The organism is Streptomyces sp. NPDC048172 (assembly GCF_043202595.1).
Lineage (GTDB): Bacteria > Actinomycetota > Actinomycetes > Streptomycetales > Streptomycetaceae > Streptomyces.
This window is the reverse complement of sequence record NZ_JBIDAT010000001.1, coordinates 988,620-1,012,285: the sequence shown is the minus strand read 5'-3', so window position 1 is coordinate 1,012,285 and position 23,666 is coordinate 988,620. Positions and strand designations below refer to the sequence as shown.

The 23,666-nt window shown below is 71.2% G+C and carries 22 protein-coding genes and 2 tRNA genes; 13 read left to right on the top strand and 11 right to left on the bottom strand.

What is annotated here, in order from left to right; genetic code table 11:
* Positions 1-9: 9 nt before the first annotated feature.
* Positions 10-834, bottom strand: coding sequence for an SOS response-associated peptidase (locus ACGF3A_RS04590; protein ID WP_393725702.1), 825 nt, complete (start codon positions 832-834; stop codon positions 10-12).
* Between the two features lie 75 nt (positions 835-909).
* Here ACGF3A_RS04590 and ACGF3A_RS04585 point away from each other — a divergent pair, with 75 nt between their 5' ends.
* The 4 genes from ACGF3A_RS04585 to ACGF3A_RS04570 all read left to right on the top strand — a co-directional run bounded on the left by ACGF3A_RS04585 (position 910) and on the right by ACGF3A_RS04570 (position 4,602).
* Entirely contained in the window at positions 910-1,623 is a 714-nt protein-coding gene (locus tag ACGF3A_RS04585; RefSeq protein ID WP_393725700.1) for a M50 family metallopeptidase, read from the top strand.
* Positions 1,624-1,726: 103 nt separating this feature from the next.
* Positions 1,727-3,118 (top strand): 3-phosphoshikimate 1-carboxyvinyltransferase, encoded by a 1,392-nt coding sequence (gene aroA / locus ACGF3A_RS04580; RefSeq protein WP_393725698.1) that lies wholly within the window; start codon positions 1,727-1,729, stop codon positions 3,116-3,118.
* A 13-nt stretch (positions 3,119-3,131) separates the two neighbouring features.
* On the top strand, positions 3,132-4,148 hold the full coding sequence (rsgA, locus tag ACGF3A_RS04575) for a ribosome small subunit-dependent GTPase A (protein ID WP_393725696.1): 1,017 nt from the start codon (positions 3,132-3,134) through the stop codon (positions 4,146-4,148).
* A 130-nt stretch (positions 4,149-4,278) separates the two neighbouring features.
* A complete protein-coding gene (locus tag ACGF3A_RS04570) occupies positions 4,279-4,602 on the top strand; it encodes a DMT family transporter (RefSeq protein ID WP_393725695.1) in 324 nt (107 codons plus the stop codon).
* A 22-nt stretch (positions 4,603-4,624) separates the two neighbouring features.
* Here ACGF3A_RS04570 and ACGF3A_RS04565 read toward each other — a convergent pair whose 3' ends face one another.
* The gene (locus ACGF3A_RS04565; protein ID WP_393725693.1) at positions 4,625-5,227 is read right to left on the bottom strand and encodes a TetR/AcrR family transcriptional regulator; all 603 of its coding nucleotides are present in this window, start codon (positions 5,225-5,227) and stop codon (positions 4,625-4,627) included.
* 132 nt (positions 5,228-5,359) lie between these two features.
* Between ACGF3A_RS04565 and hisN the strand changes: the two genes are divergently transcribed.
* Together hisN and ACGF3A_RS04555 are read left to right on the top strand one after the other, a co-directional pair.
* Positions 5,360-6,154, top strand: coding sequence for a histidinol-phosphatase (gene hisN, locus ACGF3A_RS04560; RefSeq protein ID WP_393725691.1), 795 nt, complete (start codon positions 5,360-5,362; stop codon positions 6,152-6,154).
* A gap of 135 nt (positions 6,155-6,289) precedes the next feature.
* Complete coding sequence (locus ACGF3A_RS04555) at positions 6,290-6,739, top strand: cyclic nucleotide-binding/CBS domain-containing protein (protein ID WP_393727139.1); 450 nt, start codon at positions 6,290-6,292, stop codon at positions 6,737-6,739.
* A 7-nt stretch (positions 6,740-6,746) separates the two neighbouring features.
* Here ACGF3A_RS04555 and ACGF3A_RS04550 read toward each other — a convergent pair whose 3' ends face one another.
* Positions 6,747-8,213 carry a catalase gene (locus ACGF3A_RS04550; RefSeq protein WP_393725689.1) on the bottom strand — a complete coding sequence of 489 codons (1,467 nt, stop codon included), beginning with the start codon at positions 8,211-8,213 and terminating at the stop codon, positions 6,747-6,749.
* Positions 8,214-8,347: 134 nt separating this feature from the next.
* Here ACGF3A_RS04550 and ACGF3A_RS04545 point away from each other — a divergent pair, with 134 nt between their 5' ends.
* From ACGF3A_RS04545 to ACGF3A_RS04530, 4 genes are all read left to right on the top strand, one after another.
* A complete protein-coding gene (locus ACGF3A_RS04545) occupies positions 8,348-8,764 on the top strand; it encodes a Fur family transcriptional regulator (RefSeq protein ID WP_393725687.1) in 417 nt (138 codons plus the stop codon).
* A 194-nt stretch (positions 8,765-8,958) separates the two neighbouring features.
* Positions 8,959-9,738: an ABC transporter ATP-binding protein gene (locus ACGF3A_RS04540; protein WP_393725685.1), complete on the top strand. Its 780-nt coding sequence runs from the start codon at positions 8,959-8,961 to the stop codon at positions 9,736-9,738.
* Complete coding sequence (locus ACGF3A_RS04535; protein ID WP_393725683.1) at positions 9,735-10,601, top strand: ABC transporter permease; 867 nt, start codon at positions 9,735-9,737, stop codon at positions 10,599-10,601. Before ACGF3A_RS04540 ends, ACGF3A_RS04535 begins: the two co-directional genes overlap by 4 nt.
* Before the next feature lie 25 nt (positions 10,602-10,626).
* Positions 10,627-11,763 (top strand): ABC transporter substrate-binding protein, encoded by a 1,137-nt coding sequence (locus tag ACGF3A_RS04530; protein WP_393725681.1) that lies wholly within the window; start codon positions 10,627-10,629, stop codon positions 11,761-11,763.
* 58 nt (positions 11,764-11,821) lie between these two features.
* Here the strand turns inward: ACGF3A_RS04530 and ACGF3A_RS04525 are convergent.
* The 4 genes from ACGF3A_RS04525 to ACGF3A_RS04510 all read right to left on the bottom strand — a co-directional run bounded on the left by ACGF3A_RS04525 (position 11,822) and on the right by ACGF3A_RS04510 (position 17,225).
* Positions 11,822-11,895, bottom strand: a tRNA-Met gene (locus tag ACGF3A_RS04525).
* 190 nt (positions 11,896-12,085) lie between these two features.
* Positions 12,086-13,948 (bottom strand): tetratricopeptide repeat protein, encoded by a 1,863-nt coding sequence (locus tag ACGF3A_RS04520; protein ID WP_393725679.1) that lies wholly within the window; start codon positions 13,946-13,948, stop codon positions 12,086-12,088.
* A gap of 177 nt (positions 13,949-14,125) precedes the next feature.
* Positions 14,126-14,199, bottom strand: a tRNA-Met gene (locus ACGF3A_RS04515).
* A gap of 98 nt (positions 14,200-14,297) precedes the next feature.
* A complete protein-coding gene (locus ACGF3A_RS04510; RefSeq protein ID WP_393725677.1) occupies positions 14,298-17,225 on the bottom strand; it encodes a UPF0182 family protein in 2,928 nt (975 codons plus the stop codon).
* A gap of 142 nt (positions 17,226-17,367) precedes the next feature.
* Here ACGF3A_RS04510 and ACGF3A_RS04505 point away from each other — a divergent pair, with 142 nt between their 5' ends.
* Positions 17,368-17,946, top strand: a complete 579-nt coding sequence (locus ACGF3A_RS04505) for a PPA1309 family protein (RefSeq protein ID WP_393725675.1) — start codon at positions 17,368-17,370, stop codon at positions 17,944-17,946.
* 42 nt (positions 17,947-17,988) lie between these two features.
* On the opposite strand, the gene ACGF3A_RS04500 is transcribed toward ACGF3A_RS04505, so the two are convergent.
* The 4 genes from ACGF3A_RS04500 to ACGF3A_RS04485 form a co-directional block, all read right to left on the bottom strand.
* The gene (locus ACGF3A_RS04500) at positions 17,989-19,089 is read right to left on the bottom strand and encodes a PDZ domain-containing protein (protein WP_393725674.1); all 1,101 of its coding nucleotides are present in this window, start codon (positions 19,087-19,089) and stop codon (positions 17,989-17,991) included.
* Between the two features lie 25 nt (positions 19,090-19,114).
* Positions 19,115-19,384 (bottom strand): hypothetical protein, encoded by a 270-nt coding sequence (locus tag ACGF3A_RS04495; RefSeq protein WP_393725672.1) that lies wholly within the window; start codon positions 19,382-19,384, stop codon positions 19,115-19,117.
* 189 nt (positions 19,385-19,573) lie between these two features.
* Positions 19,574-20,050 carry a molybdenum cofactor biosynthesis protein MoaE gene (locus ACGF3A_RS04490; protein ID WP_393725670.1) on the bottom strand — a complete coding sequence of 159 codons (477 nt, stop codon included), beginning with the start codon at positions 20,048-20,050 and terminating at the stop codon, positions 19,574-19,576.
* A gap of 52 nt (positions 20,051-20,102) precedes the next feature.
* Entirely contained in the window at positions 20,103-21,203 is a 1,101-nt protein-coding gene (locus ACGF3A_RS04485; RefSeq protein WP_393725668.1) for an SDR family oxidoreductase, read from the bottom strand.
* 159 nt (positions 21,204-21,362) lie between these two features.
* Between ACGF3A_RS04485 and ACGF3A_RS04480 the strand changes: the two genes are divergently transcribed.
* Both ACGF3A_RS04480 and ACGF3A_RS04475 read left to right on the top strand, forming a co-directional pair.
* Positions 21,363-22,892 (top strand): zinc-dependent metalloprotease, encoded by a 1,530-nt coding sequence (locus tag ACGF3A_RS04480; protein WP_393725666.1) that lies wholly within the window; start codon positions 21,363-21,365, stop codon positions 22,890-22,892.
* Positions 22,889-23,443: an NUDIX hydrolase gene (locus ACGF3A_RS04475; RefSeq protein ID WP_393725664.1), complete on the top strand. Its 555-nt coding sequence runs from the start codon at positions 22,889-22,891 to the stop codon at positions 23,441-23,443. The genes ACGF3A_RS04480 and ACGF3A_RS04475 overlap by 4 nt, the downstream gene beginning before the upstream one ends.
* Positions 23,444-23,666 lie beyond the last annotated feature (223 nt).

Below are 23,666 nucleotides of genomic sequence, written 5' to 3'. Positions count from 1 at the left end.
CACGGCACCTCAGAAGAGCGTCTCCTCCTCCGGCGCCGCCAGCTCCTTGACCAGCTCGGCACCGTTGTTGCGCACGTTGCTGACGTCCGTGGAGACGGGGAAGGCGCGCATCAGGCCCTCCGGCGGCGGCGCCAGCAGTTCGCGCACCTCGCCCGCGTCCGTACGGGACGGGTCCAGCCAGGCGTCCCAGCGGTCCGGCGTGAGCATCAGCGGCATCCGGGGGTGGATGTCGGCGAGGGAGCCGGGGCCGCCCTCGGCGATCTCCGCGGCGTTGGCGAGCGGGGCCGTCTCGGCCTCCGTCGTCACCACCGTGCACGTCGCCCACCAGGCGAGCGGATGGTCGTCCGGCAGCGTCTTGTCCCGCCAGAACTCGTACAGCCCGGCCATGGCGAACACCGAACCGTCCGCCGGAGTCACGAAGTACGGCTGCTTACGGGGCCGCTTCTTCTTGCCCTCCTGCTCCAGCTTCAGCTCGCCCGTGGCGGTGACCCACTCGTAGTAGCCGTCGGCGGGCAGCAGGCAGCGGCGGGCGGCGAAGGGGCGGCGGTAGGCGGGCTTCTCGTGCACCGTCTCCGCGCGGGCGTTGATCATCTTCACGCCCAGGTCCGGATTCTTGGCCCAGCCCGGCACGAGCCCCCACTTGAGCACCCGGAGCTGCCGCACCGGGCGGGGGTCGTCGGACCCCTTCACGGGGCGGTCGAGCACGGCGTAGACCTGCTTCGTCGGCGCCACGTTCCAGTCGGGGGCCAGAGTCTCCTCCGGATCCCACTTCTCTATCTCGAAGAGCCCGGCCAGATCCTCGGGCGCCCGGCTCGCTGCATACCTCCCACACATGGATGCAAGACTGCCACGGCGCGCACGAGCGCCGCCGTCCGTTGGAGTGGGAAATACGGGGAGGGCCAGGGGAAGATGGGCAACACGAGCATCGCGGACGTCTGGGACAGTGTCTTCGCGACACAGCCGGACCCCGAGCAGTGGCTGGTGATCGCCGCGGGGGTGGTGGCTCTGCTGGCCGTGCTGCCGCACGGCGTGTGGCGGCTGTCGCGGAACGCGGTGACGATCGCGCACGAGGGCGGGCACGGCCTCGTGGCGCTGCTCTCCGGGCGGCAGCTGGACGGCATCAGGCTGCACTCGGACACCTCGGGGCTGACCGTCTCGCGCGGCAAGCCGACCGGGATAGGCATGGTCCTCACCGCCGCCGCCGGATACACGGCGCCCTCGCTGCTCGGCCTGGGCGGCGCCTGGCTGCTGGCCGCGAACCACATCACCATGCTCCTGTGGGGCGCCACCGCGCTGCTGGTCGCCATGCTGGTGATGATCCGCAACGCGTACGGGGTGGTGACCGTCTTCGTCGCGGGCGGCGCCTTCCTGCTCGTCTCCTGGCTGACCGACCCGGAGGTGCAGGCGGCCTTCGCGTACGGCGTGGTCTGGTTCCTGCTGCTGGGCGGGGTCCGTCCCGTCTTCGAGCTCCAGGGGAAGCGGCGCAGGGGCGGCGCCCCGGACTCGGACGCCGACCAGCTCTCCCGGCTCACCCAGATCCCCGCCGCCTTCTGGCTGCTGCTCTTCCATCTGGTCTCGCTCGCCTCGCTGCTCGCCGGGGGCCGCTGGCTGCTGTCGCTGTAGGGGGCCCCAGGGCACCCGGCGCTCTACCAGGAGCATGTTTCACCAGCATTTCTCCACATCTGGTCGGGAATCGGCGTCACCCCCACCGACTAAAGTGAGGGTCATGACCGACCAGACCGACCACCCCGCCGTTCCCGAACCGCTCTGGGCCGCGCCTACCGTGACGGGTCCGGTCGACGCGACCGTCACCGTCCCCGGCTCGAAGTCGGTCACCAACCGCGCGCTCGTCCTGGCCGCCCTCTCCTCGGAGCCCGGCTGGCTGCGCCGCCCGCTGCGCTCCCGCGACACCCAGCTGATGGCCGAGGGCCTGCGCACGATGGGCGTGCAGATCGAGGAGACGGTCTCGTCGACCACCTCGGCGCCCCGCCCGGACGGGTCGGCACCGGGCGCCGCGGTCGCGGGCGAGGCGTGGCGCGTCATCCCCACCACGCTGCACGGCCCGGCGACGGTGGACGTGGGGAACGCGGGCACGGTCATGCGCTTCCTCCCGCCCGTGGCCGCCCTCGCCGACGGCCCCGTCCGCTTCGACGGCGACCCGCGGTCGTACGAGCGCCCGTTGCACGGCGTGATCGACGGGCTCCGCGCGCTCGGCGCCCGTATCGACGACGGCAAGCGGGGCGCGCTCCCGATGACCGTGCACGGCAGCGGTTCGCTCACGGGCGGCCCGGTCGAGATCGACGCCTCGTCCTCCAGCCAGTTCGTCAGCGCGCTGCTGCTGTCCGGGCCGAGGTTCAACCAGGGCGTCGAGGTCCGGCACACGGGGCGTGCGCTGCCGTCGATGCCGCACATCCGGATGACGATCGACATGCTGCGCGCGGCGGGCGCGCAGGTGGACGCGCCGGAGGACGGCGGCGAGCGCAATGTCTGGCGGGTCACCCCGGGCGCCCTCCTCGGCCGCGATCTGACGATCGAGCCGGACCTGTCGAACGCGCAGCCGTTCCTGGCCGCCGCGCTGATCACCGGCGGCCGCGTCACGATCCCGGACTGGCCGGAGCACACCACCCAGCCCGGCGACGCGCTGCGCGAGATCTTCTCCGCGATGGGCGGTTCGTACGAGCGGGACGAGCGCGGCCTGACGTTCACCGGCGGCGGCCGGGTGCACGGGATCGACGTGGACCTGGGCGACGTCGGGGAGCTGACGCCCGGCATCGCCGCCGTCGCCGCGCTCGCGGACGGCGAGTCGGTGCTGCGCGGCGTCGCCCACCTGCGGCTGCACGAGACGGACAGGCTGGCGGCGCTGGCCAAGGAGATCAACGGGCTCGGGGGCGATGTCGCCGAGACCGAGGACGGCCTGCGCATCCGCCCGCGCCCGCTGCACGGCGGCGTCTTCCGTACGTACGACGACCACCGCCTCGCCACGGCCGGGGCCCTGCTGGGCCTCGCGGTCGAGGGAGTCCAGGTGGAGAACATCGCGACGACGGGGAAGACGCTGCCCGACTTCCCGGCCCTGTGGGACGGCATGCTGGGGGCCACACCCGTCGGAGAGAGAGCCTGAGAGGGCTCCCGCGATGCGCCGCTACGGCAAGCACACCGACGAGGACGACATCCGCGTACGCCCCTCGCGCCGGGGCACACGCCCCCGCACCCACACCCGCCCCAAGCACGAGGACGCGGCCGGGGGCCTGGTGCTCACCGTCGACAGGGGCCGCCTGACCGTCCTGGTCGAGGGCCGCACGGTCACCGCGATGAAGGCCCGCGAGCTGGGCCGCAAGGGCGTGGTGGTGGGCGACAGGGTCGCCGTGGTCGGTGACCTGTCGGGCGCGAAGGACACCCTGGCGCGGGTCGTACGGGTCGAGGAGCGCGCCTCCGTGCTGCGCAGGACGGCCGACGACAACGACCCGTACGAGCGGATCATCGTCGCCAACGCCGACCAGCTCGCGATCGTCACCGCGCTCGCCGACCCCGAGCCCCGGCCCCGGCTGATCGACCGCTGCCTGGTCGCCGCGTTCGACGCCGGGCTCGAACCGCTCCTCGTCCTCACCAAGGCCGACCTCGCCCCGGCCGGGCCGATGCTGGAGACCTACGCGCCGCTGGGACTGCGGTACGCGGTGACCGAGCGGGACCGGCTGGCCGCCGAGGGGCCGCCCGAGGAGCTGCGCGCGATGCTGCGCGGACAGACCACGGTCTTCGTCGGCCACAGCGGCGTCGGCAAGACCACGCTGGTCAACTCCCTGGTGGAGCGCCAGCGCGCGACGGGAGACGTCAACGCGGTCACGGGGCGCGGCCGTCACACGACGACGGCGGCGCTCTCCCTCCCGCTGCCCGGGGACGACGGCGAGGACGACGGCTGGGTGATCGACACACCGGGCGTACGTTCGTTCGGACTCAACCACATCCAACTCTCGCGCGTCATCCACGCGTTCCCCGATCTCGAACCGGGGACGGAGGAGTGCCCTCGGGCGTGCAGTCACAACGAGCCGGGGTGCGCGCTCGACGCGTGGGTGGCGGAGGGCCATGCCGACCCGGCCCGACTCCACTCGCTGCGACGGCTGCTGGAAACGCGGGAACGACGCGAAGGGGATTGATCGCCTCCGGTCGACATCCCCAGGCATACTGTCCTTCTCCGGGCCAAGCACACCCCAAGCCCGACCCAAGCCCGGCCCAACGCACTGCCAAGGAACGCACTGCCAAGAGGAGCAACGGGAGGACGGCTGTATGGCGTGGTTGCTGGTCATCGTCGCGGGGCTGCTGGAGACGGGCTTCGCCGTCTGCCTGAAGCTCTCGCACGGCTTCACCAGGCTGTGGCCGACCGTCGCCTTCTGCGTCTTCGCGCTGGGCAGCTTCGGCCTGCTGACCCTCGCGCTGCGCCGCCTGGACGTCGGTCCCGCGTACGCGGTGTGGACGGGCATCGGCGCGGCCGGTACGGCGATCTACGGCATGATCTTCCTCGGCGACGTGGTCTCCACGCTCAAGCTGGTCTCGATCTCGCTCGTCATCGTGGGCGTCATCGGCCTCCAGCTCTCCGGCAGCGCGCACTGACGGGACCGTACGGGCGAGGCGCTCACGGGGCGCTCTCCAGCAGCGCGCGCACGACCTCGTCGACCCGCCCGCAGGTCTCGTCGTCCGGGTCCCCCGACTCCGCGACGACGTAGGAGAGCGCGATCCGTAACCCCGCCTCGTACGCCCGTTCCAGCACCGGCTGCCCGCCCGCCTCGCCCGGCGAACCGAGGCCGGAGACGGCCCGGTTGCGCAGCGCGACGGCGAGCGCTCCCGGCTCCCCCGGCAGCACGCCGGCCGGCGCGTGCCGCGCGGGCGCCGGTAACGGCATACGGGCGCCCCAGCACCCCGTCAGCGCCGCGTAGACGATCGGCTCGTCGCGCGCCGTGCGCAGCATCCACGCCGCCGCCGCGGCGCAGGAGGCGGCGGGATCGGCGCCCTTGCGGTCGGACTCGGCGACGGCGCGCGCCGCGCCGTCCAGGAAGTCCTCGACCAGGCGGCTCACCAGAGCGGCGCCGAGGCCCTCCTTGCTGCCGAACTCGTTGTAGAGCGTCTGCCGGGACACGCCGGCGGCGGCGGCCACATCGACCATCCGCACCCCGGTCCACGGCTGCGCCCTGACCGCCGCGTGGGCGGCCTCCAGCAACGTCTCGCGTGCAGTAGGCATCGTCGCCTCCCCAGCCCGAAGCCCGACGGCCAGCGTGCGCCACAGAATTGACGCGCCGCCAGGAGGTGTCAATACGCCGCGCACACGCATGGCCGCTGGCCGGGGATTTCCCCGGTCGATACTGTTCGGAACATGCCCGACTACCACGATGATCTGCGTCTCGCCCATGTGCTGGCCGACGCCGCCGACGCCGCGACCATGGAACGGTTCAAGGCGCTCGACCTGAAGGTCGAGACCAAACCGGACATGACGCCGGTGAGCGAGGCCGACAAGGCGGCCGAGGAGCTGATCCGTACCTCGCTCCAGCGCACCCGCCCCCGGGACGCGGTGCTCGGCGAGGAGTTCGGCACCGAGGGCCACGGCCCCCGCCGCTGGGTCATCGACCCGATCGACGGCACCAAGAACTATGTGCGCGGCGTGCCCGTCTGGGCCACGCTGATCGCGCTCACGGAGACCGGCGAGGGCGGCGACCACCCGGTCGTCGGCGTCGTCTCGGCGCCCGCGCTCAACCGCCGCTGGTGGGCGGCGAAGGGCAGCGGCGCCTTCACGGGCCGCAGCCTCACCAAGGCCAGCAGGATCGAGGTCTCCCGGGTCTCGGACGTACCGGACGCGTCGTTCGCGTACTCCTCGCTGCACGGCTGGGAGGAGCGCGGGATGATGGACGGCTTCCTGAACCTCGCCCGGGACTGCTGGCGCACCCGGGGATACGGCGACTTCTGGCCGTACATGATGGTCGCCGAGGGCTCGGTCGACATGTGCGCCGAACCGGAGCTGTCGCTGTGGGACATGGCGGCGAACGCGATCATCGTCGAGGAGGCGGGCGGCACCTTCTCCGGGCTCGACGGCCGCCCGGGGCCGCACAGCGGGAACGCGGCCGCGTCGAACGGGCTGCTCCACGACCGGCTTCTGAGCTATCTCACCGCTTAGGGCGGTTTGGACCCCGCGCCCCTTGTTGTGGCCACAGTCGCGTGTGAGCATGAGAATCCGACCGCTTGTGACCTTGTGAATTGCTTCTCGAAGGGGAAGCGGTTCCTCCAAGGAGGTGGCACGTCCATGCCGTCCATGCCCGGTCACGTCCACGACGCGATGAGCACCGTGGTCCTCACCATCGGCCCCGCACACACCCTCCGCCAGGCCGCGCAGCTGATGTCGGCGCGCCGGGTCGGCGCCGCGGTCGTCCTCGATCCGGACACCAGCGGCGTGGGGATCCTCACCGAACGCGACATCCTCAACTCACTGGGCGCGGGCCAGGACCCGGACCTGGAGCGCGCCGACGACCACACCACCACGGACGTGGTCTTCGCGACCCCGTCCTGGTCCCTCGACAAGGCCGCGCAGGCCATGACGCGCGGGGGCTTCCGGCACCTGATCGTCCTGGACGAGCGGGAGCCGGTCGGGGTGGTCTCGGTGCGCGACATCGTCCGGAGCTGGTCGGCCCCGGACGTGCCGGACGAGCCGGAGGGACCGGAGCCCAGTGGCGTCCGGCCCCTCCGGGTGGGTTCGGCGAGCTAGCCGGTCGTCAGCCGCGGAGGGCCTGGACCGCGGCGTCCAGCCGCTTGCCGAAGTCGTCGTCCGCCTTGCGGAAGTTCTCGACGGCGCGCTGGGCTATGTCGTCGCGCGAGACGCCCGCGATGTTGCCCGCGAGATTGTCGACGAGGCGCTGCTTCTCGTCCTCCGACATGAGGCGGTAGAGGTTGCCCGCCTGGACGAAGTCGTCGTCCTCCGCGTGGGACGGGGCCTCGTGGTCGCCCGTGACGCCGCTGACGGCGGTGGGCTCCCAGAGCGGGCGGCCGGTCTGGGCCGGGCCGCCGAAGCTGTTCGGCTCGTAGTTCTTCGCGCCGCCGTGACGGCCGTCGTACATCACGCCGTCACGGCCGTACGAACGGGCCTGGGCCGCCTTCGGCTCGTTGACCGGGAGCAGGTCGGCGTTGATGCCCACCCGGTAGCGGTGCGCGTCGCCGTAGGCGAACAGGCGGCCCTGGAGCATCTTGTCGGGCGAGGGGCCGATGCCGGGCACGAAGTGGTGCGGGGAGAAGACCGACTGCTCGACCTCCGCGAAGATGTTCCGCGGGTTGCGGTTCAGCTCCAGCTTGCCGAACTCGATCGGCGGGTAGTCCTCGTGCGGCCAGACCTTGGTCAGGTCGAACGGGTTGAACCGGTAGGTCGCCGCGTCCTTCGCGGGCATCACCTGCACCTGCACGGTCCAGCTCGGGAAGTCGCCGCGCTCGATGGACTCGCGCAGGTCCCGCTGGTGGCTGTCGGGGTCCTTGCCCGCCAGCTCGTCGGCCTCGGCCGCCGTCAGGTTCTTGATGCCCTGGTCGGTCTTGAAGTGGTACTTCACCCAGAAGATCTCGCCCTGCTCATTGGTCCACTGGAAGGTGTGCGAGCCGAAGCCGTCCATGTGGCGGTACGAGGCGGGGATGCCGCGGTCACCGAAGAGCCAGGTCACCTGGTGCGTGGACTCGGGCGAGAGGCCCCAGAAGTCCCACACGTTGTCCGCTTCCTGGGAACCCGTGTACGGGTCGCGCTTCTGGGTGTGGATGAAGTCGGGGAACTTGATGGCGTCCTTGATGAAGAACACCGGGGTGTTGTTCCCCACCAGGTCGTAGTTGCCCTCTTCGGTGTAGAACTTCAGCGAGAAGCCGCGGGGGTCGCGCACCGCGTCGGCCGCGCCGAGATTGCCCGCCACCGTCGAGAAGCGGAGGAAGACCTCGGTCTCCTTGCCGATCTCGGAGAGGAACTTCGCGCGGGTGTACGGGGTGACGTCACCGGTCACCGTGAACTTTCCGTACGCCCCCGCGCCCCGCGCGTGGACGATGCGCTCCGGGATCCGCTCGCGGTTGAAGTGCGCGAGCTTCTCCAACAGGAGCTGGTCCTGGATGAGCCCGGGACCGCCGACACCCGCGGTCTGGCTGTTCTGGTTGTCCGCGACCGGAGCACCGGCTTCCGTCGTCATGGGTCCGGCGGTCTCGTCCTGCACGGTCACGTGCGCCTCCTGTGCCTCAGTCCTGTCCTTGTCCAACGCCGGTACCGATCCTACATTGGACATTGTCCAAGTCAAGATGAAGCCGAAACCCGTACGGGTTCTTCCCATGGACATGGCGCTGCTAGTCTGGACACATGAGTGACCTGCTGGAGCGGCTCCGTGATCGCGGCTGGCGGCTCACCGCGCAGCGGCGAGTCGTCGCCGAGGTGCTCGACGGCGACCACGTGCACTACACGGCGGACGAAGTCCACGCACGCGCGGCCGACCGCCTCCCCGAGATCGCCCGCGCGACCGTCTACAACACCTTGAGCGAGCTCGTCTCCCTCGGCGAGGTCCTCGAGGTGAGCACCGACGGCCGCGCGAAGCGGTACGACCCGAACGCGCGCCACACCCATCAGCACCTCGTCTGCTCGAAGTGCGGCACCATCCGGGACGTCCACCCGCAGGGCGACCCCATAGCCGCCCTCCCGGAAGCCGAGCGGTACGGCTTCTCGGTCGTGGACGCCACGGTCACCTACCGGGGCACCTGCCCGGGCTGCGCCTCTCCCTGAGCGCCGCCCCTCTTCTCACTCCCTCTTCCACGGAGGCCCGCACCCCACCCGGGGCGCGGGCCTCCGCACGTATGCGCCGGCGTAGGCACGCGTGCGAGCACGTGCGTTGCGGCACGACCCTTGCCGCTATCTGACGACCCGTCATATCGTCGCTGGACGGATCCACTTCCCCCACTCCACGACGGGGAGTCACCATGCCGAAAATCCGCATCCAGGGCCTCACCCGCTCCTTCGGGCGCGGCGCCGGCCAGATCGCCGCTCTGGGGCCCGTCGAACTGAACGTCGGGACGGGCGAGTTCGTCTGCGTCGTCGGTCCCTCCGGCTGCGGCAAGTCGACCCTCCTCCGCATCGCCGCGGGCCTCCTGCGCCCCTCCGAGGGCGAGCTGGAACTGCGTACCGACGCACGCCATCCGGCCGCCATGATCTTCCAGGACTACGGCATCTACGACTGGAAGACCGTCCTCGCCAACGTCCGTTTCGGCCTCGACATCCAGCGCGTCCCCCGCAAGGAGGCCGACGAGCGGGCCCGTTCCTGGCTGACCCGGATGGGACTGGCCGAGTTCTCCGGCGCGTACCCCGCCACGCTCTCCGGCGGCATGCGGCAGCGCGTCGCCATCGCCCGCGCGCTCGCCGTGGAGCCCGAGATCCTGCTCATGGACGAGCCGTTCGCGGCGCTCGACGCGCAGCTCCGCACCCTCCTCCAGGACGAACTGCTCACCCTCACCCAGTCGTCCAGCACCACGACCCTCTTCATCACCCACAGCCTGGAGGAGGCCCTCGTGCTCGGGGACCGGGTGCTGGTGATGTCCGCCAGGCCGGGCCGGATCATCGCCGAGCGCCGCCCTCCCTTCGGCCGCCCGCGCACCGGGGACGTCCGCTCCGATCCCCGCTTCACCACGCTCAAGGACGAGCTGTGGGAACTGCTGCGCGACGAGGTGCGGCAGGAGACGGGCCAGGAGGTGGCCGCCCCGTGAGCACCCTGGAACGCCCCCGTGCGGGCGAGGGCCGCGTGATCCGCCGCCCCGGTCCCCAGGAGGCCCGCCCCGCCGCCGCGCACCGGCGCCGCCGCGCGCTGGAGCTGTCGCTCGCGGTAGCCGTCCCCGTCGTGCTCGTCCTGCTGTGGCAGCTCGCCGCGACCCAGCAGTGGATCGACGAACGCGTCTACCCCGCGCCCACCTCGATCCTCTCCGACGGCTGGGACCGTGCCGTCGAGGGGGAGCTGTGGCCGGACGTGTGGGCGACACTCAAGCGCGTCCTGGCGGGCTACGCCATCGGCACGGTCTCCGGATACCTGCTCGGCCTCCTGATGGGCGCCCTGCCGCTCGTACGGGCCGCGCTGGAGCCGACCATGGACGCGCTGTACGTGGTGCCGAAGCTCGCGCTGCTGCCGATCTTCCTGAACATGTTCGGGCTCGGTGAGGGGCCGCAGATCGCGCTCGTCGCCGCCACGGTCTTCTTCTTCGTATGGATCTCGACCATGGCCGCCGTGCTGGCCGTTCCCGAGGGGCACCGCGACGCGGGCCGGGTCTTCGGCGCGGGCGCCTGGCAGATGTTCCGGCACGTGCTGCTGCCCGCCTCGCTCCCGGCCGTACTGGTCGGCGCCCGTATCGCCGCCGGGGTGGCGGTGCTGGTGATCGTCGCCTCCGAGTCCATCGCCGCCTCGGACGGGCTCGGACATCTCATCTTCGACTCCCGCGCGCTCTTCCAGAACGACGTGATGTTCGTGGGCATCGTCTGCGTCGCCGTCCTCGGCGTCGTCTTCTCCGAACTCGTACGGATCGCCGGACGGTTCCTCACCCCCTGGGCGCCACGCGACCGGGGACGCGGCCAGTCCTGAACGGCGGTTCCGAACGGAGGTCCCTTTGCGCACCCTCAGAACGGCACTCACCCTGACCGCCCTCGCCACCCTCACCGCCCTCGCGCTCACCGGCTGCTCCGCGGAGCGGGGCGGCGCCCTGAACACCGAGCCCCGCGACATCGACCCCGTGGCAGGTTGCGGCAAGAACGCCTGGAGCGACCCGGCGAAGCTCGGCCGGGACCGCGCGCCCGCCCGCTGCGACAAGGGCGCGCCCGCGCCGGAGAAGCTCAAGAAGAAGCGCAAGCTGACCATCGCGACGGGAACGCTCAGTGCCGAATACGTCGCTCCGCTTCAGATCGCCCTGGAGAAGGGCGAGTTCGCGAAGGAAGGACTGGACGTCGACCTGAAGGTCCTGCCGACCCCGGAGGCGCTGCCGCTGCTCGCCAAGGGCGAGGTCGACGCCCTCTGGGCAGCGCCCGAGGCCGCCGTCATCAACGGCATCAACAGCGGCTTCGACATCCGCTGGGTCGCGGGCAACTTCTCCCCCGCCCCCACCTCCAAGAGCGGCCTGTGGGTCAAGCTCGGCAAGGGGGAGAGCGCGAAGTCCGCCGAGCTGAAGGACCGCAAGGTCGGCACGATGATCGGCAAGGGCTCCGTGATCTCGTACCCGCTGGACAAGGTCATCGCCCAGCACGGCGCCACCATGGACGCGATGTCCTTCCAGCAGCTGGGCTCGGCCGATGTGCTCACCGCGCTGACCAGCGGCGGCGTGGACGCGGCCTGGCTGCTGGACCCGGTCTGGCGCAAGGTCGACGGGAACGGCCGGTACGCCTTCCTGGGCGGCCAGCCCGTCGGCGAGCCCCTGGGCGGCGCGCTGTTCGGCCCCAACCTGCTGAGCGACGACGTCGACGCCGGGGTCGCGCTGCTACGGGCGTACATCCGCACGATCAACACGCACTTCGCGGGCGACTACAAGAAGGACCCCGCCTTCGTCCGCGACCTGGCGAAGGCCCTCAAGCAGGACCCCACGGTCATCACCTCGGTTCCCTCGCTTCGTATGGACTGGGAGATACGGAAGGGAACGACCGACCGCCTGCAGAAGGCGTACAGCGACGCGGGCGTCACCGAAGGTGACAGGCTGCCCGAGGAGCGCCTGGTGGACCGCAAGCTGTACGCGGAAGCGGTCGGCCACAAGCCCTGACCGCCCCGGCTCGCACAAAAAGGAAGGCCCGGATCCGAAGATCCGGGCCTTCTCACAGTAGCGGGGACAGGATTTGAACCTGCGACCTCTGGGTTATGAGCCCAGCGAGCTACCGAGCTGCTCCACCCCGCGTCGTTGTGATGTCTTAACTCTAACCCCACCCCGACGACCAGCGCAAATCACGAGCCCCACGGCCTCCCGAGGCCCCGTACGACCCGGGCACGGCACGGCACGGTCGGCACGGCGGTCGGCACCGGCACGGCACGGTCGGCACCGGCACGGCACGGGCCCGGTCCGGGAGCCGGAGCCCCCGGGCCGGGCCCTACGCCGTCAGCTCGGCCCGCAGCGCGTCCCGCAGCTTGGCCGCGCGCTCGGCGACCTCGGCCGGGCCGAGCTCGACCGCGCGGGCGCACCAGAACTGTCCCTCGGACAGCTCGCCGCGACGCGCGTTGATCAACGCCAGCCGCAGCGCCGCCCGGCCGTGCCCGGCCTCCGCCGCGCGCGTCCACCACAGCGCCGCTTCCGGCTCGCTGCCCTCGCGGGCCAGCAGCAGTCCGAGGTTGAACGCCCCGTTCGGGCTGCCCGCCTCGGCCGCCGCGCGGTACCAGCGGGCCGCGTCGACGACCTCGCCGCGCGCTGCCGCGCACATGCCCAGCCGGACCTGCGCGCGCCGGTGGCCCCGCTCGGCCGCCCGCTCGTACCACTCCTCGTACTCGGGCCGCGCCGCGCCGTCCGCGCCGAGACCGCCCGTGCGGTGACCGCCCGTACGGTGCCCGCCCGTGCTGTCGGCGCCGGGGTCGTCGGTGCCGCCCCTGCGGCGGGAGACCCGCTCCAGGAGCGCGGCCAGCCGGAAGGCACCCTCGACGCTGCCGCCACCGGCGGCGCACCGCAGATGGCGCTCGGCGGCGTGCAGCTCGCCCTCGCGGAGCAGCGCGATGCCCACCTGGAGCGCGGCCTCGGCGTGCCCGGAGGACGCCGCGCGCTCGTACCACCGGCGGGCCGTGCGCTCGTCGCTCCGGCCCGCGTGCAGGATGCCGAGGTTGAAGGCGGCGTCGACGCTGCCCGCCTCGGCGGCCTTCGAGAACCACGGCTCCGCGCCGTCCCCGTCCCCTCTCTGGAGGAGCAGGACGGCCAGCGCGTTCGCCGCCTCACGGTGCCCGGCGTAGGCCGCGCGGCGGTACCACTGCTCGGCCTGCGCGGTGCGCCCCTGGGCCGCGCAGAGCAGCCCGAGGTTGAACGCGCCGTTGTCGCAGCCCGCTTCGAGCGCCACGCGGTACCAGCGCTCGGCGGCCTGGCGCTCGCCACGGTCGGCGTGGAGGGCACCCAGCGCGTTCGCCGCGTTCCCGTCGCCGTTCTCCGCGGCGCGGCGCCACCAGACGGCCGCGCTCTCCTCGTCGCCCGCGTCGCGCAGCAGGAAGCCCAGCGCGCAGGCGGCGCGCGCCTCGCCGTCCTTGGCGGACGTCAGGTACCAGCGCCCGGCCTCCTTCAGCTCGCCGCGGCGCTCCAGGATCGCCCCGAGCCGGAGCGCGGCCCTGCGGTGACCGCGCGCGGCGGCCTGCCGGAACCACTGCTCGGCCTCGCGCTCGGCGCCCTTGGCCGACACCGACGCGCGCCCCCCGGCACCGCCGCCCTCGGCCTCGCCCGCCTCCTCCTCGGCGCGCCCGGACACGAGCTGGCCGACGCGGTACGCCGCCTCCCTGTGCCCGCACTCGGCCGCGGCGCGGAACCACTCCTCGGCGCCGGTCTCCCCCCGGTGCTCCAGCAGGTCCGCGAGCGCGTACGCGCCGAGCGCGTGACCGGACTCGGCGGACTGGCGCAGCCAGTAGTGCGCCGCGGGCTCGTCGCCGCGCTCCCTGTGGTGCCGGCCGAGCGCGTGCGCGGCGGCGGCGGAGCCCGCCACGGCCGCGGTGCGCCACCAGCTGGCGGCCTCCTCCGGGTATCCCCGCTGGTGCAGGAGAACGCCCAGGTTGTTGGCCGCGGCGCGGTCACCGGCCGCGGTGGCGGCGCGCAGCAGCGGCTCCGCGCCGTCCAGGTCGCCCCGGCGCAGCAGTTGGGCACCGAGGACACTGGACGTCGCTGCGGTGTCTGTCTTCTCAGCGTGCTCAGTGTTCTTCTCGGTGTCTTCCTTCTCGGTCAGGCCCCACCCCGTCCTTCCGGGACCGGGAAGCCTTGCCTTGTCCCCCATAAGCTCCATCGTCGCACCACCTGCAACCCGCGTACACCTGGTATACCGCAGCCAGTGAGGTCACTTCAGCGGTTTGTCGACTTCCCGACAGAGAGATACCTCAAACGCGAATCCTCAGGGTCCCCCCGCACAAGCGAAGGGCCCGGAGTCTGTTGACTCCGGGCCCTTCGTCTTTCGTAGCGGGGACAGGATTTGAACCTGCGACCTCTGGGTTATGAGCCCAGCGAGCTACCGAGCTGCTCCACCCCGCGCCGTTGTGTTCACAACTCTACACCACTCGCAGGGGTGAGTCGGACCAGGGCGGGCGGGCCCCGCCAGGATGATCTCCCGGCGGGACCGCCCAGGGGGACTAGTTCTTCGGGTCCCCTCCCTTGTCTCCCTTGCCGCCGCCCTTGCCCGCGGCGGCGTCCTTCTCCTCCGCCTTGGCGGCGTCCTTCAGGGCGTCCTCAAGCTGCTTCTGCTGCTTGCCGTACTCTTCCCAGTCGCCCTTCTCCAGGGCCTTCTGGCCCGCGTCGTAGGAGTCCTGGGCGTCCTTCAGGGCCTCCTGGACCTCACCGGAGGGTGGCTGGTCCTGGTCTCCGCCGCCCGGTCCTGTGTCGTCATCGCCCTCGTCGGTTCTGCCCTCGGTGTCGAAGACCTTGTCCAACGCCTTGTCGAGGGTGTCCTCGAAGGCGATCTGTTCGCCGTAGGTGACCAGGACCTTGCGCATACGGGGGTAGTTGGTCCCGGCACCGCGGACGTAGACCGGTTCGACGTAGAGCAGTCCGCCCTCCAGCGGAACGGTCAGCAGGTTGCCGTACTCGACCTCGGAGTCACCGCGTTTCAGAAGGTTGATCTTCTCCGCGATGTCCGTGTCCGAGTTGAACTTGCTCTGCACCTGCTGTGGACCCGAGACCGTGGTGTTCGGTGGCAGTCTCAGGATTCTGATCTTGCCGTAGTCCTTGCTTCTCGCGTCGGCGTCGGTGGCCATGAAGGCGCCCAGCGTCTCGCGTTTGTTCGGGTTGAAGGTCGTCGTCAGCGAGAACTGCTGCTTCTGCTGATCCGGCATCTTCATGCTCAGGTAGTACGGCGGGACCGCGTTGCCCTTGTGCGTCGGGTCGTCCGGGATCTGCCAGCGCTCCGAACCGCTGTAGAACTGGGACGGCGACGTCACGTGGTACGTCTGGAGCAGGTCGCGCTGCACCTTGAACAGGTCCTGCGGGTACCGCAGGTGGTCCATCAGGTCGTCGCTGATCGCGCTCTTCGGCTTCACCGTGTCCGGGAAGGCCTTCATCCACGTCTTCAGCACCGGGTCCTTGGTGTCCCACTGGTACATGTCGACGTCGCCGGAGTAGGCGTCCACGGTCGCCTTGACCGAGTTGCGGATGTAGTTGACCCGGTTCTGCTGCGCCACGACCGCGCGCTGCCCGTCGGTCAGCGAGTCCGCCGTGGTGTCGCCCAGGGTCGTCCGCGACGAGTACGGGTACCCGTTCGTGGTCGTGTAGGCGTCGACGATCCACTTGATGCGTCCGTTGACCACCGCCGGGTACGGGTCGCCGTCGATCGTCAGCCAGGGGGCCACCGATTCGACGCGCTCCTTGGGCGTGCGGTTGTAGAGGATCCGCGAGCCCTCACCGATCGCCCCGGAGTAGAGGATCTGCGGCTCGTTGAAGTTCACGGCGTAGGCGGCACGGTTTATCGGGTTGGAGAGGTTGACCCCGCTCTTGCCCTTGTACGTGTACGTCTTCTCGCCCTCGTCGTCCGCGTAGTCCAGCTCCTTCTGGGGACCACCGACGATGGAGTACTGGGTCGTCTTCTCGCCGTAGTAGACCCGGCCCTCGTACTCACCCTTGTCGCCCTTGGGCGGCAGGTCCTTCTCCGTGAAGGCGGGAGCGCCGTCCTTGTCGACGGTCGTGCCCTTGGCCGCGACCATGCCGTAGCCGTGGGTGTACTTGAAGTGCTCGTTGATCCAGTTCTTCTCCGGGATGCCGTTGGTGTTGATCTCCCGGAGGCCCACGACGGTGTCCTGGTCCTTGCCGTTCTTCTTGTAACGGTCCACGTCGAGCGTCGCGGGGAACTGGTAGTACCCACGCACCTGCTGCTTCTGCTGGAACGTCGGCGAGACGACGTTCGGGTCCAGCAGACGCATGCTCGCGGTGGTGTCGGCGGCGTCGCGCAGCTTCTCGTTGCTCGCCTTGCTGGTGCCCGAGTAGTCACGCACGCTCGAGTCATCGATGTCGTACGCCTTGCGCGTCGCCTCGATGTTCTTCTTGATGTACGGCGCTTCCTTGGCCTGCTCGTTCGGCTGGACCTGGAACTTCTGGACGATCGCCGGGTAGAGCCCGCCGATGAGGATCGCCGAGAGCACCATCAGGCCGAAGCCGATGACCGGGAGCTGCCAGGTGCGGCGCCAGATGGTCGCGAAGAAGAGCAGCGCGCAGATGATCGCGATGATGAAGAGGATCGTCTTCGCGGGCAGGTACGCGTTCGCGTCGACGTATTTCAGGCCCGTCCAGTTGTCCGTCGCCTTGAAGTCGCCGGACTTCACCGCCAGCCCGTACCTGTCCAGCCAGTACGCGACGGCCTTGAGCGCGACGAAGACGCCCAGCAGCACCGACAGGTGGCCCGTCGCCTGCCCGGTCGCGCGGGCGCCCGGGGTGGTGATGCGCAGCCCGCCGTACAGGTAGTGCACGAGAGCCGCGGCGATCAGCGACAGCACCGCGGCGGCGAAGCCGAAGCTCAGCAGGAAGCGGTAGAAGGGCAGGTCGAACGCGTAGAACGAGACGTCCTTGTGGAACTGCGGGTCCTTGGTGCCGAACGAGACCCCGTTCACCCACATCAGCCAGGTGCGCCACTGGCCTGCCGCGGAGGCTCCGGAGATCAGCCCGACGAGCGCGGTGATGCCGAGCAGCACCCACTTCTTGTACGGGGCGAGACCCATGCGATACCGGTCGAGGCTCTGCTGCTCCAGCGACATCGCGCTGAGCGGCGGACGCAGCCGGTGTGCCAGCCAGATGTTGAACCCGACGGCCGCGGCCATCAGCAGCCCGAACACGGCAAACAGACCGATCTTGGTCCACAGGGTCTTGGTGAAGACCGAGCTGTAGTCGACCGAGCGATACCACAGCCAGTCGGTCCAGAACCCGGCGAACATGACAAAGAGCATCGCCAGAACGGCCAGCACGCCCGCTGTCATCAGCAGCGTCCGCGCACGCCGGGAAGGCCGGCCCACTCTGATACGTGGTCCGGAGGGGCCTCCTGAGCCCCGATCCGGCATCTGGAAAGCCAAGGTGCGCACCTCGAAGATTCGCAGTGGATGTAACTCTGACAAGCAGGTGAAGCTGGTTCGGCGGGACCCCGCATCGTAGGGCCCACTTAAGCAACTTACTCAAGCTTTACTCAGTTCCCGTTTCCGGGGTCGGAGGCGGCACGATATGCGCATGAACAACCTCCCCAATGACGGCACACCGCTCGCCTCCAGTCCACTGACCCGCGCGGTGCTCGAAATCGACGAGTACGCCTCCGGCCTGGGCTGGGACCAGCCCGCGCGTCTCTTCGCCCTGGTCGACACCGCCAAGCTGCGCGTCCAGGAGCCCGCACTCGCGGGTCAGCTCGGTCTGGACGAGAAGGAAGAGAAGGGGGAGAACGGCGCAGCCGCGGCCTCCCTCACCCCTGTGGAGCAGGAGGAGCTGCCCGCCGGCGTGCCCCTGGACGAGTTCCTGGCGACCATCGGATGGCCCGACGCCGTAACGGGCTGCGCGATGACCGTGGAGCGCCTGATGCTGCCCCCGTCCGCCGAGTCGGCCGTCCCCGAGGGCTTGGACGAGGAGGGGCTCGCCGCATGGGTCGCCGAGCACCCGGAGCGCCAGGAGGTCCGTATGACCGTGGCGGTGCTGCGCGACGGGGCGCGGGAGTCGGCCGTACGGCTGCGCGAGAAGGACGCCGCGACAGAGGTACTGACCGGTTCCGAACTGGTGCCGGGCCTCGCCGACGCGCTGGCGGCGACGTTCGAGGGATAGACGGTCCGAAGGGCCGGGTGCCCGGCGCGTCGATCCGGCGCGTCAGTCCGCCTTGCAGGTCGGAAGCGTGTCCGTGTGCCCGGTCCTTATCTTCTGCAGCGCGTCCATGGCGTCGTCCATGGTGGCCGTCTTCACCAGGGTCAGTCCGTCGGGCTTGTCCTTGGCCGCCGTCGGGCAGTTGCCCTTGGGCGTGAGGAAGAACTCCGCGCCCTGGGCACGCGCGGCGACGGTCTTCATCTGGATGCCGCCGATCTCGCCGACCTTGCCCTTGTCGTCGATCGTGCCGGTGCCCGCGACGAACTTGCCGCCCGTGAGGTCGGCCTTGGTGAGCTTGTCGACGATGCCGAGCGCGAACATCAGCCCCGCGCTGGGGCCGCCGACGTCGGCCAGCTTGATGTCGATCTTGAACGGGAAGGTGTGTCCGGCCACGGGCTGGATGCCGACGATGGCCCTGCCGTCCTCCGGAGCCTTCCTGGTCGTCACCGTGACGTCGCGCTGGTCGGCGGGGGAGAACTTCTTCCGCGCCTCCTTGGCCTTCGCCGCCTTGGCGGCCGGGATGACCGTGAAGGTGACCTTCTCGCCCGGCTCGCGCTTGGTGACCAGATCGCCGACCCGCGTCGGGTCCTTCTCGACCTTCTTGCCGTCCACGGCGGTGACGACGTCGCCCGCGTGCAGCTTGCCCTGCGCCGGGCTGCCCTTCTCGACGGAGCCGACGATCGTGTACGACCTGAAGGGGACGTCGAGCTCGCGGAGCGCCGCGACCTTGGCGCTCTCCTGAGAGGCGCTGAACTCCTCCGCGTTCTCCTGGTCGACCTCCTTGGCCGACTTGTCGTCCGGATAGAGCGTCCCGTGGGGGACGACCAGGCTGTCGTGCCGCATCCAGCCCCAGGCGGCCTCGATCAGGTTCATCCGGTAGTCGGCGCCGGTGACACGGACGGTCGTCATGTTGAGGTGGCCCGAGGTCTTGTACTGCTGAGGGCCCTTGCCGATGTCGAGCACCGGCTCACCGTCGTGCGTGCCCAGCGTGTTCACCGTCGGGCCGGGGGACATCTCCGCGTACGGCACCTTGATGAGCACACCGGCGCAGAGCAGCGCTATGAGCATCAGGGTGGAGGCGAGCATGGTCGCGGTGCGGCGTGGCATGGCACGACAGTACGGGACCGGTCCGTCAGTCGGCCGCCCGGGCCGGTCCGTCCGGGGCGTAGTGCGCACCGACCCGCTCACGCACGTCCGTACCGGTCTCGTGGACGTCCGTACCGGCGGTCTCACGCGCGCCCGTGTCGGCGCTGGAGCGCTCCATGGCCGCACGGAACCGCTCGTAGCCCGCGACCCCGGCGGCGTCAGGGGTGGTCGTGCGGCGGCGGTTGGCCCAGCTTCCCCAGACGCTCGCGACGAGAGCCGCGGCAACCGGAATCAGCAGCCAGGTGAGAGCCGCCATCGAGACCTCCCGACCCCTCGTGTGTGCCCCCGGCCGTTGAGCCCGAAATCCGGCCGATGAGCAGATTAACCGTCGGAGACACAACGGTCCGACCCGGGGCCGGGTTACGCAACCGGAATCCCCCGGACCACACTGGCCAGTTGAGTCGCACCCGTAGCGGTTCCGGTAAGGGCGTTCTCCCGGCGTCCGTCAGACGCCGACCCACTCCTCGGTCCCGTCCCCGAAGGTCTGGTGCTTCCAGATGGGGACCTCGTGCTTCAGGTCGTCGATGAGCCTGCGGCAGGCCGCGAACGCCTCCGCGCGGTGCGGGCAGGAGACGGCCACCACGACGGCCAGGTCGCCCACCTCCAGGTCGCCGACCCGGTGGACGGCGGCGAGGGCGCGCACCGGATGGTCGGCGACGACCTTCTCCGCGACGCGGCGCAGCTCGGCCTCGGCGGAGGGGTGCGAGGAGTAGCCCAGACGGGCGACGTCGGCGCCCCCGTCGTGGTCGCGGACCGTCCCGACGAAGAGCGCGGTGCCGCCCGCCGCGTGGTCGCCCACGGCCGCGAAGACCTCGTCGACCGACAGGGGCGTCTCGCGGATCTCCAGCAGCCTGACCGGGTCCTCGGCGCCCTTCTCCCCGGGATGGTCGGGGCGCCCGGCTGCGTCGTACGTCTGTGCCATGCCGGTCATGCTGCCGTACGGGACCGCAAACCGGAACCTTTCACCGGCCCGCTCACAGACCGCGCCGCTTGCGCGCCCTGCGGACGAGCGCGGCCGTGCCCAGCAGCGCCACGGTCGCACCGGCGGCACCCGCGGCCGTGGCCGCCTCGGTGCGCCCCAGACGGCGCCCCGCGACCGTACGGCGCCCGGCGACCTCTTCCAGGAGCGCCGCGAGGACCTCCTCGTTGGTCCACTGAGGACGCCAGCCCGCGTCGTGCAGCTTGCTGCCGCTGACGACCCAGGGATACATCGTGTACGCCAGATCGCCCGCCGGAGAGGGCGTCAGCCCCAGCCGGTGCAGCCGGGAGGCGGCACCCAGGGCGACGCTGGACGGCAGCTCCATGCGCCGGATGCCCGTCAGCTCCTCGACCTCCTCCTGCTCCAGCCATCCGTCGCACCCCACGGCCAGGTCGCCCTCGGCCTTCTCCAGCGCCGCGTACTCCAGGGCGCTGACCAGGTCGTCGACGTGGCAGAACTGCCAGCAGGGGCGCGAGTCCGCGACGACCAGGAGGCGCGGCGACTCGAAGTGCCGGGTCAGCGCGGTGTCCGTACCGGCGCCGACGAGGACGGCGGGGCGGACGACGGTGACGTTCAGCCCGGGGTGGGCGCGGGGCGCGCGGCGGGCGAGCCGCTCGATCTCCAGCAGGTCGCCGACACCGGTCGCGTCGGCCGTCGCGCGCAGCTCGGCGTCCTCGGAGAGGGGCACGTCGTTGTCCTGGAGCGCCCCGTAGACCATCGCGGAGGTGCACAGGACCACGCGGCGCACCCCGGCCGCCGCGGCGGCGGTGAGCACGGTCTGGGTGCCGCGCACGTTGTAGGCGGTACGGGCGGCCGGATCGGTGCCCAGATCGAGGTCGAGGGCGAGATGGACGACGACGTCCACCGGGTCGCCCTCGCCGCGCAGCCGGTCGGCGATGGCGGGGTCCCGCACGTCCAGCGTGTGCCACTGGGCCTCGCTGACGTCTCCCCTGCGCTCGTCCAGCGCGATGACCTGCTTGATCTCGTCCGAGGCCGCGAGCCGCTCCGTGAGCAGCGCGCCGACCCCCGAGGCAGCGCCAGTGACGGCGACGGTTGGGGTTCGCGCTGCGCGAACGTGGGTCTCGGAGGAACTCACCGGGCGTCTCCAGTGGTTGTTTCTGGTACGAGGTGCGCAGGCTCCATCCTGCCTGACAGGTGTCTAGGCTGGAGGCAGAGCCCACCAGATCGCATCCAGGACAGCCAGATCGTTCAGAATCTCCACCCGACCGTCCACGAGACAGAGCCGAGGAAACCCGTGAGTGACACCCCATTCGGATTCGGCGTACCTCCCGAGGAGCCCGAGGACGGGGACGAGGGCAAGAAGAAGCAGGGCGGTGGCCAGCCCGACCCCTTCGGGTTCGGCGGACTGCCGGGCTCCGGCTCCGGCGGCGCCGGTGACAACCCGCTGGCGGCGATGTTCGGCTCGCTCGGCGGCGGCCAGGGCGGCTTCGACCCGAGCGACCTGGGAGCCGCCTTCCAGAAGCTGGGCCAGATGCTCTCTTACGAGGGCGGCCCGGTGAACTGGGACATGGCCAAGGACATCGCCCGCCAGACGGTCGCCGCCGGGGCGCAGGACGGCTCCAAGGACGCGTCGGTCGGCCCCCAGGAGCGGGCCGCCGTCGAGGAGGCCGTGCGCCTGGCCGACCTGTGGCTGGACGGCGTGACCTCGCTGCCCTCCGGCTCCGCCGCCGCGGTGGCGTGGAGCCGCGCGGAGTGGATCGAGGAGACGCTGCCGGTCTGGAAGGACCTGGTCGACCCCGTCGCCGAGCGGGTCGGCGCGGCCATGGGCGGCGTGCTGCCCGAGGAGATGCAGGCCATGGCGGGCCCGCTGCTCGGGATGATGCGCTCCATGGGCGGCGCCATGTTCGGCACCCAGATCGGGCAGGCCCTGGGCGTGCTCGCGGGCGAGGTCGTCGGTTCGACGGACATCGGACTGCCCCTGGGCCCGTCCGGCAAGGCGGCCCTGCTGCCGAACAACATGGAGCAGTTCGGCAAGGGCCTGGGCGTGCCCCTGGAGGAGGTCCGGCTCTACCTGGCGCTGCGCGAGGCGGCCCACCAGCGGCTGTTCGCGCACGTGCCGTGGCTGCGCTCGCACCTCTTCGGCGCGGTCGAGGGCTACGCGCGCGGGATCAAGGTCGACACCTCCAAGCTGGAGGACGTCGTCGGCCAGCTCGACCCGCAGCACCCGGAGGAGCTCCAGGAAGCGCTCCAGCAGGGCATGTTCCAGCCCGAGGACACCCCGGAGCAGAAGGCGGCACTGGCCCGGCTGGAGACCGCCCTCGCCCTGGTCGAGGGCTGGGTCGACGCGGTGGTCCACGCCGCCGCCGAGCCGCACCTGCCGTCCGCCTCGGCCCTGCGTGAGACCCTCCGGCGGCGCCGCGCGACGGGCGGCCCCGCGGAGCAGACCTTCGCGACGCTGATCGGCCTGGAGCTGCGTCCGCGCAGGCTGCGGGACGCCGCCCGGCTGTGGGCGTCCCTGGCGGACGCGCGCGGCGCCGAGGGCCGCGACGGCCTGTGGGCCCACCCGGACATGCTGCCGACCGCCGCCGACCTGGACGACCCGGACGGCTTCGTGCACGGCGGCGAGCAGCTGGACTTCTCCGAGCTGGACAAGATGCTGGGCGACGCGGCGGCGGGGGGCACGGATTCCGGCTCCGGCCCGGGTTCCGGCTCGGGCTCCGGCTCCGGCTCCGGCTCTGAGCAGGGCCCGAAGTTCGAGAAGGGCACGGAGAACAGGACGGACGCGGACAAGGGCCAGGACGGCGAGGGCGACGAGAAGAAGTGAGTCCAGCCGGAACGAGCCTTCATGAGGACGCGGCGCTGGTCCTGAAGGAGTGGCAGGCCCACGACACCGATCAGGACCGGCTCCGGCTGGACTACCTCGACCATCTCGCCACGCACCCGGACGGCATGTGGAAGGCGTGCGCGGACGGACACGTCACCGCGAGCGCCCTGGTCATCGACCCGTCACGCGGAAAGGTGCTGCTGACGCTGCACCGGAAGCTCGGCATGTGGCTCCAGATGGGCGGGCACTGCGAGCCGGGCGACGCGACCCTCGCGGACGCGGCGCTGCGCGAGGCGACCGAGGAGTCCGGCATCACGGGCCTGCGCCTCCTGCCGGGCGGTCCCGTACGGCTGGACCGTCACCGCACGCCGTGCGCCTGGCACCTGGACGTCCAGTACGCGGCGCTGGCTCCCGAGGGTGCGACGGAGACGATCAGCGACGAGTCCCTGGACCTTCGCTGGGTCGGCCACGACGCGGTGGGCGAGGTCGCCGACGAGTCGGTCGTCCGCCTCACTCGCCGGACCTGGGAACTGCTGGACCGGCACCGCTGACGCGGCGCGGCCCCGCGAAGGAGTTCCCGCTCCCGCCGTCGGTCCCGTCCTCGGCCTCCTCGGCACCGTCCTCGGCCCCGGTCTCGTCCTCGCCGGAGCAGTCTCCGGCGTCGGGGCAGTCGGCCGTACCGGGGAAGTCGGCGGCGCCCGGGAAGTCGGCCGCGCCGGGGCCGTCGTGCGGACCGGTGGCGCCGTTCGCGCCGGAGCCGTTCCCCTCGTCGGG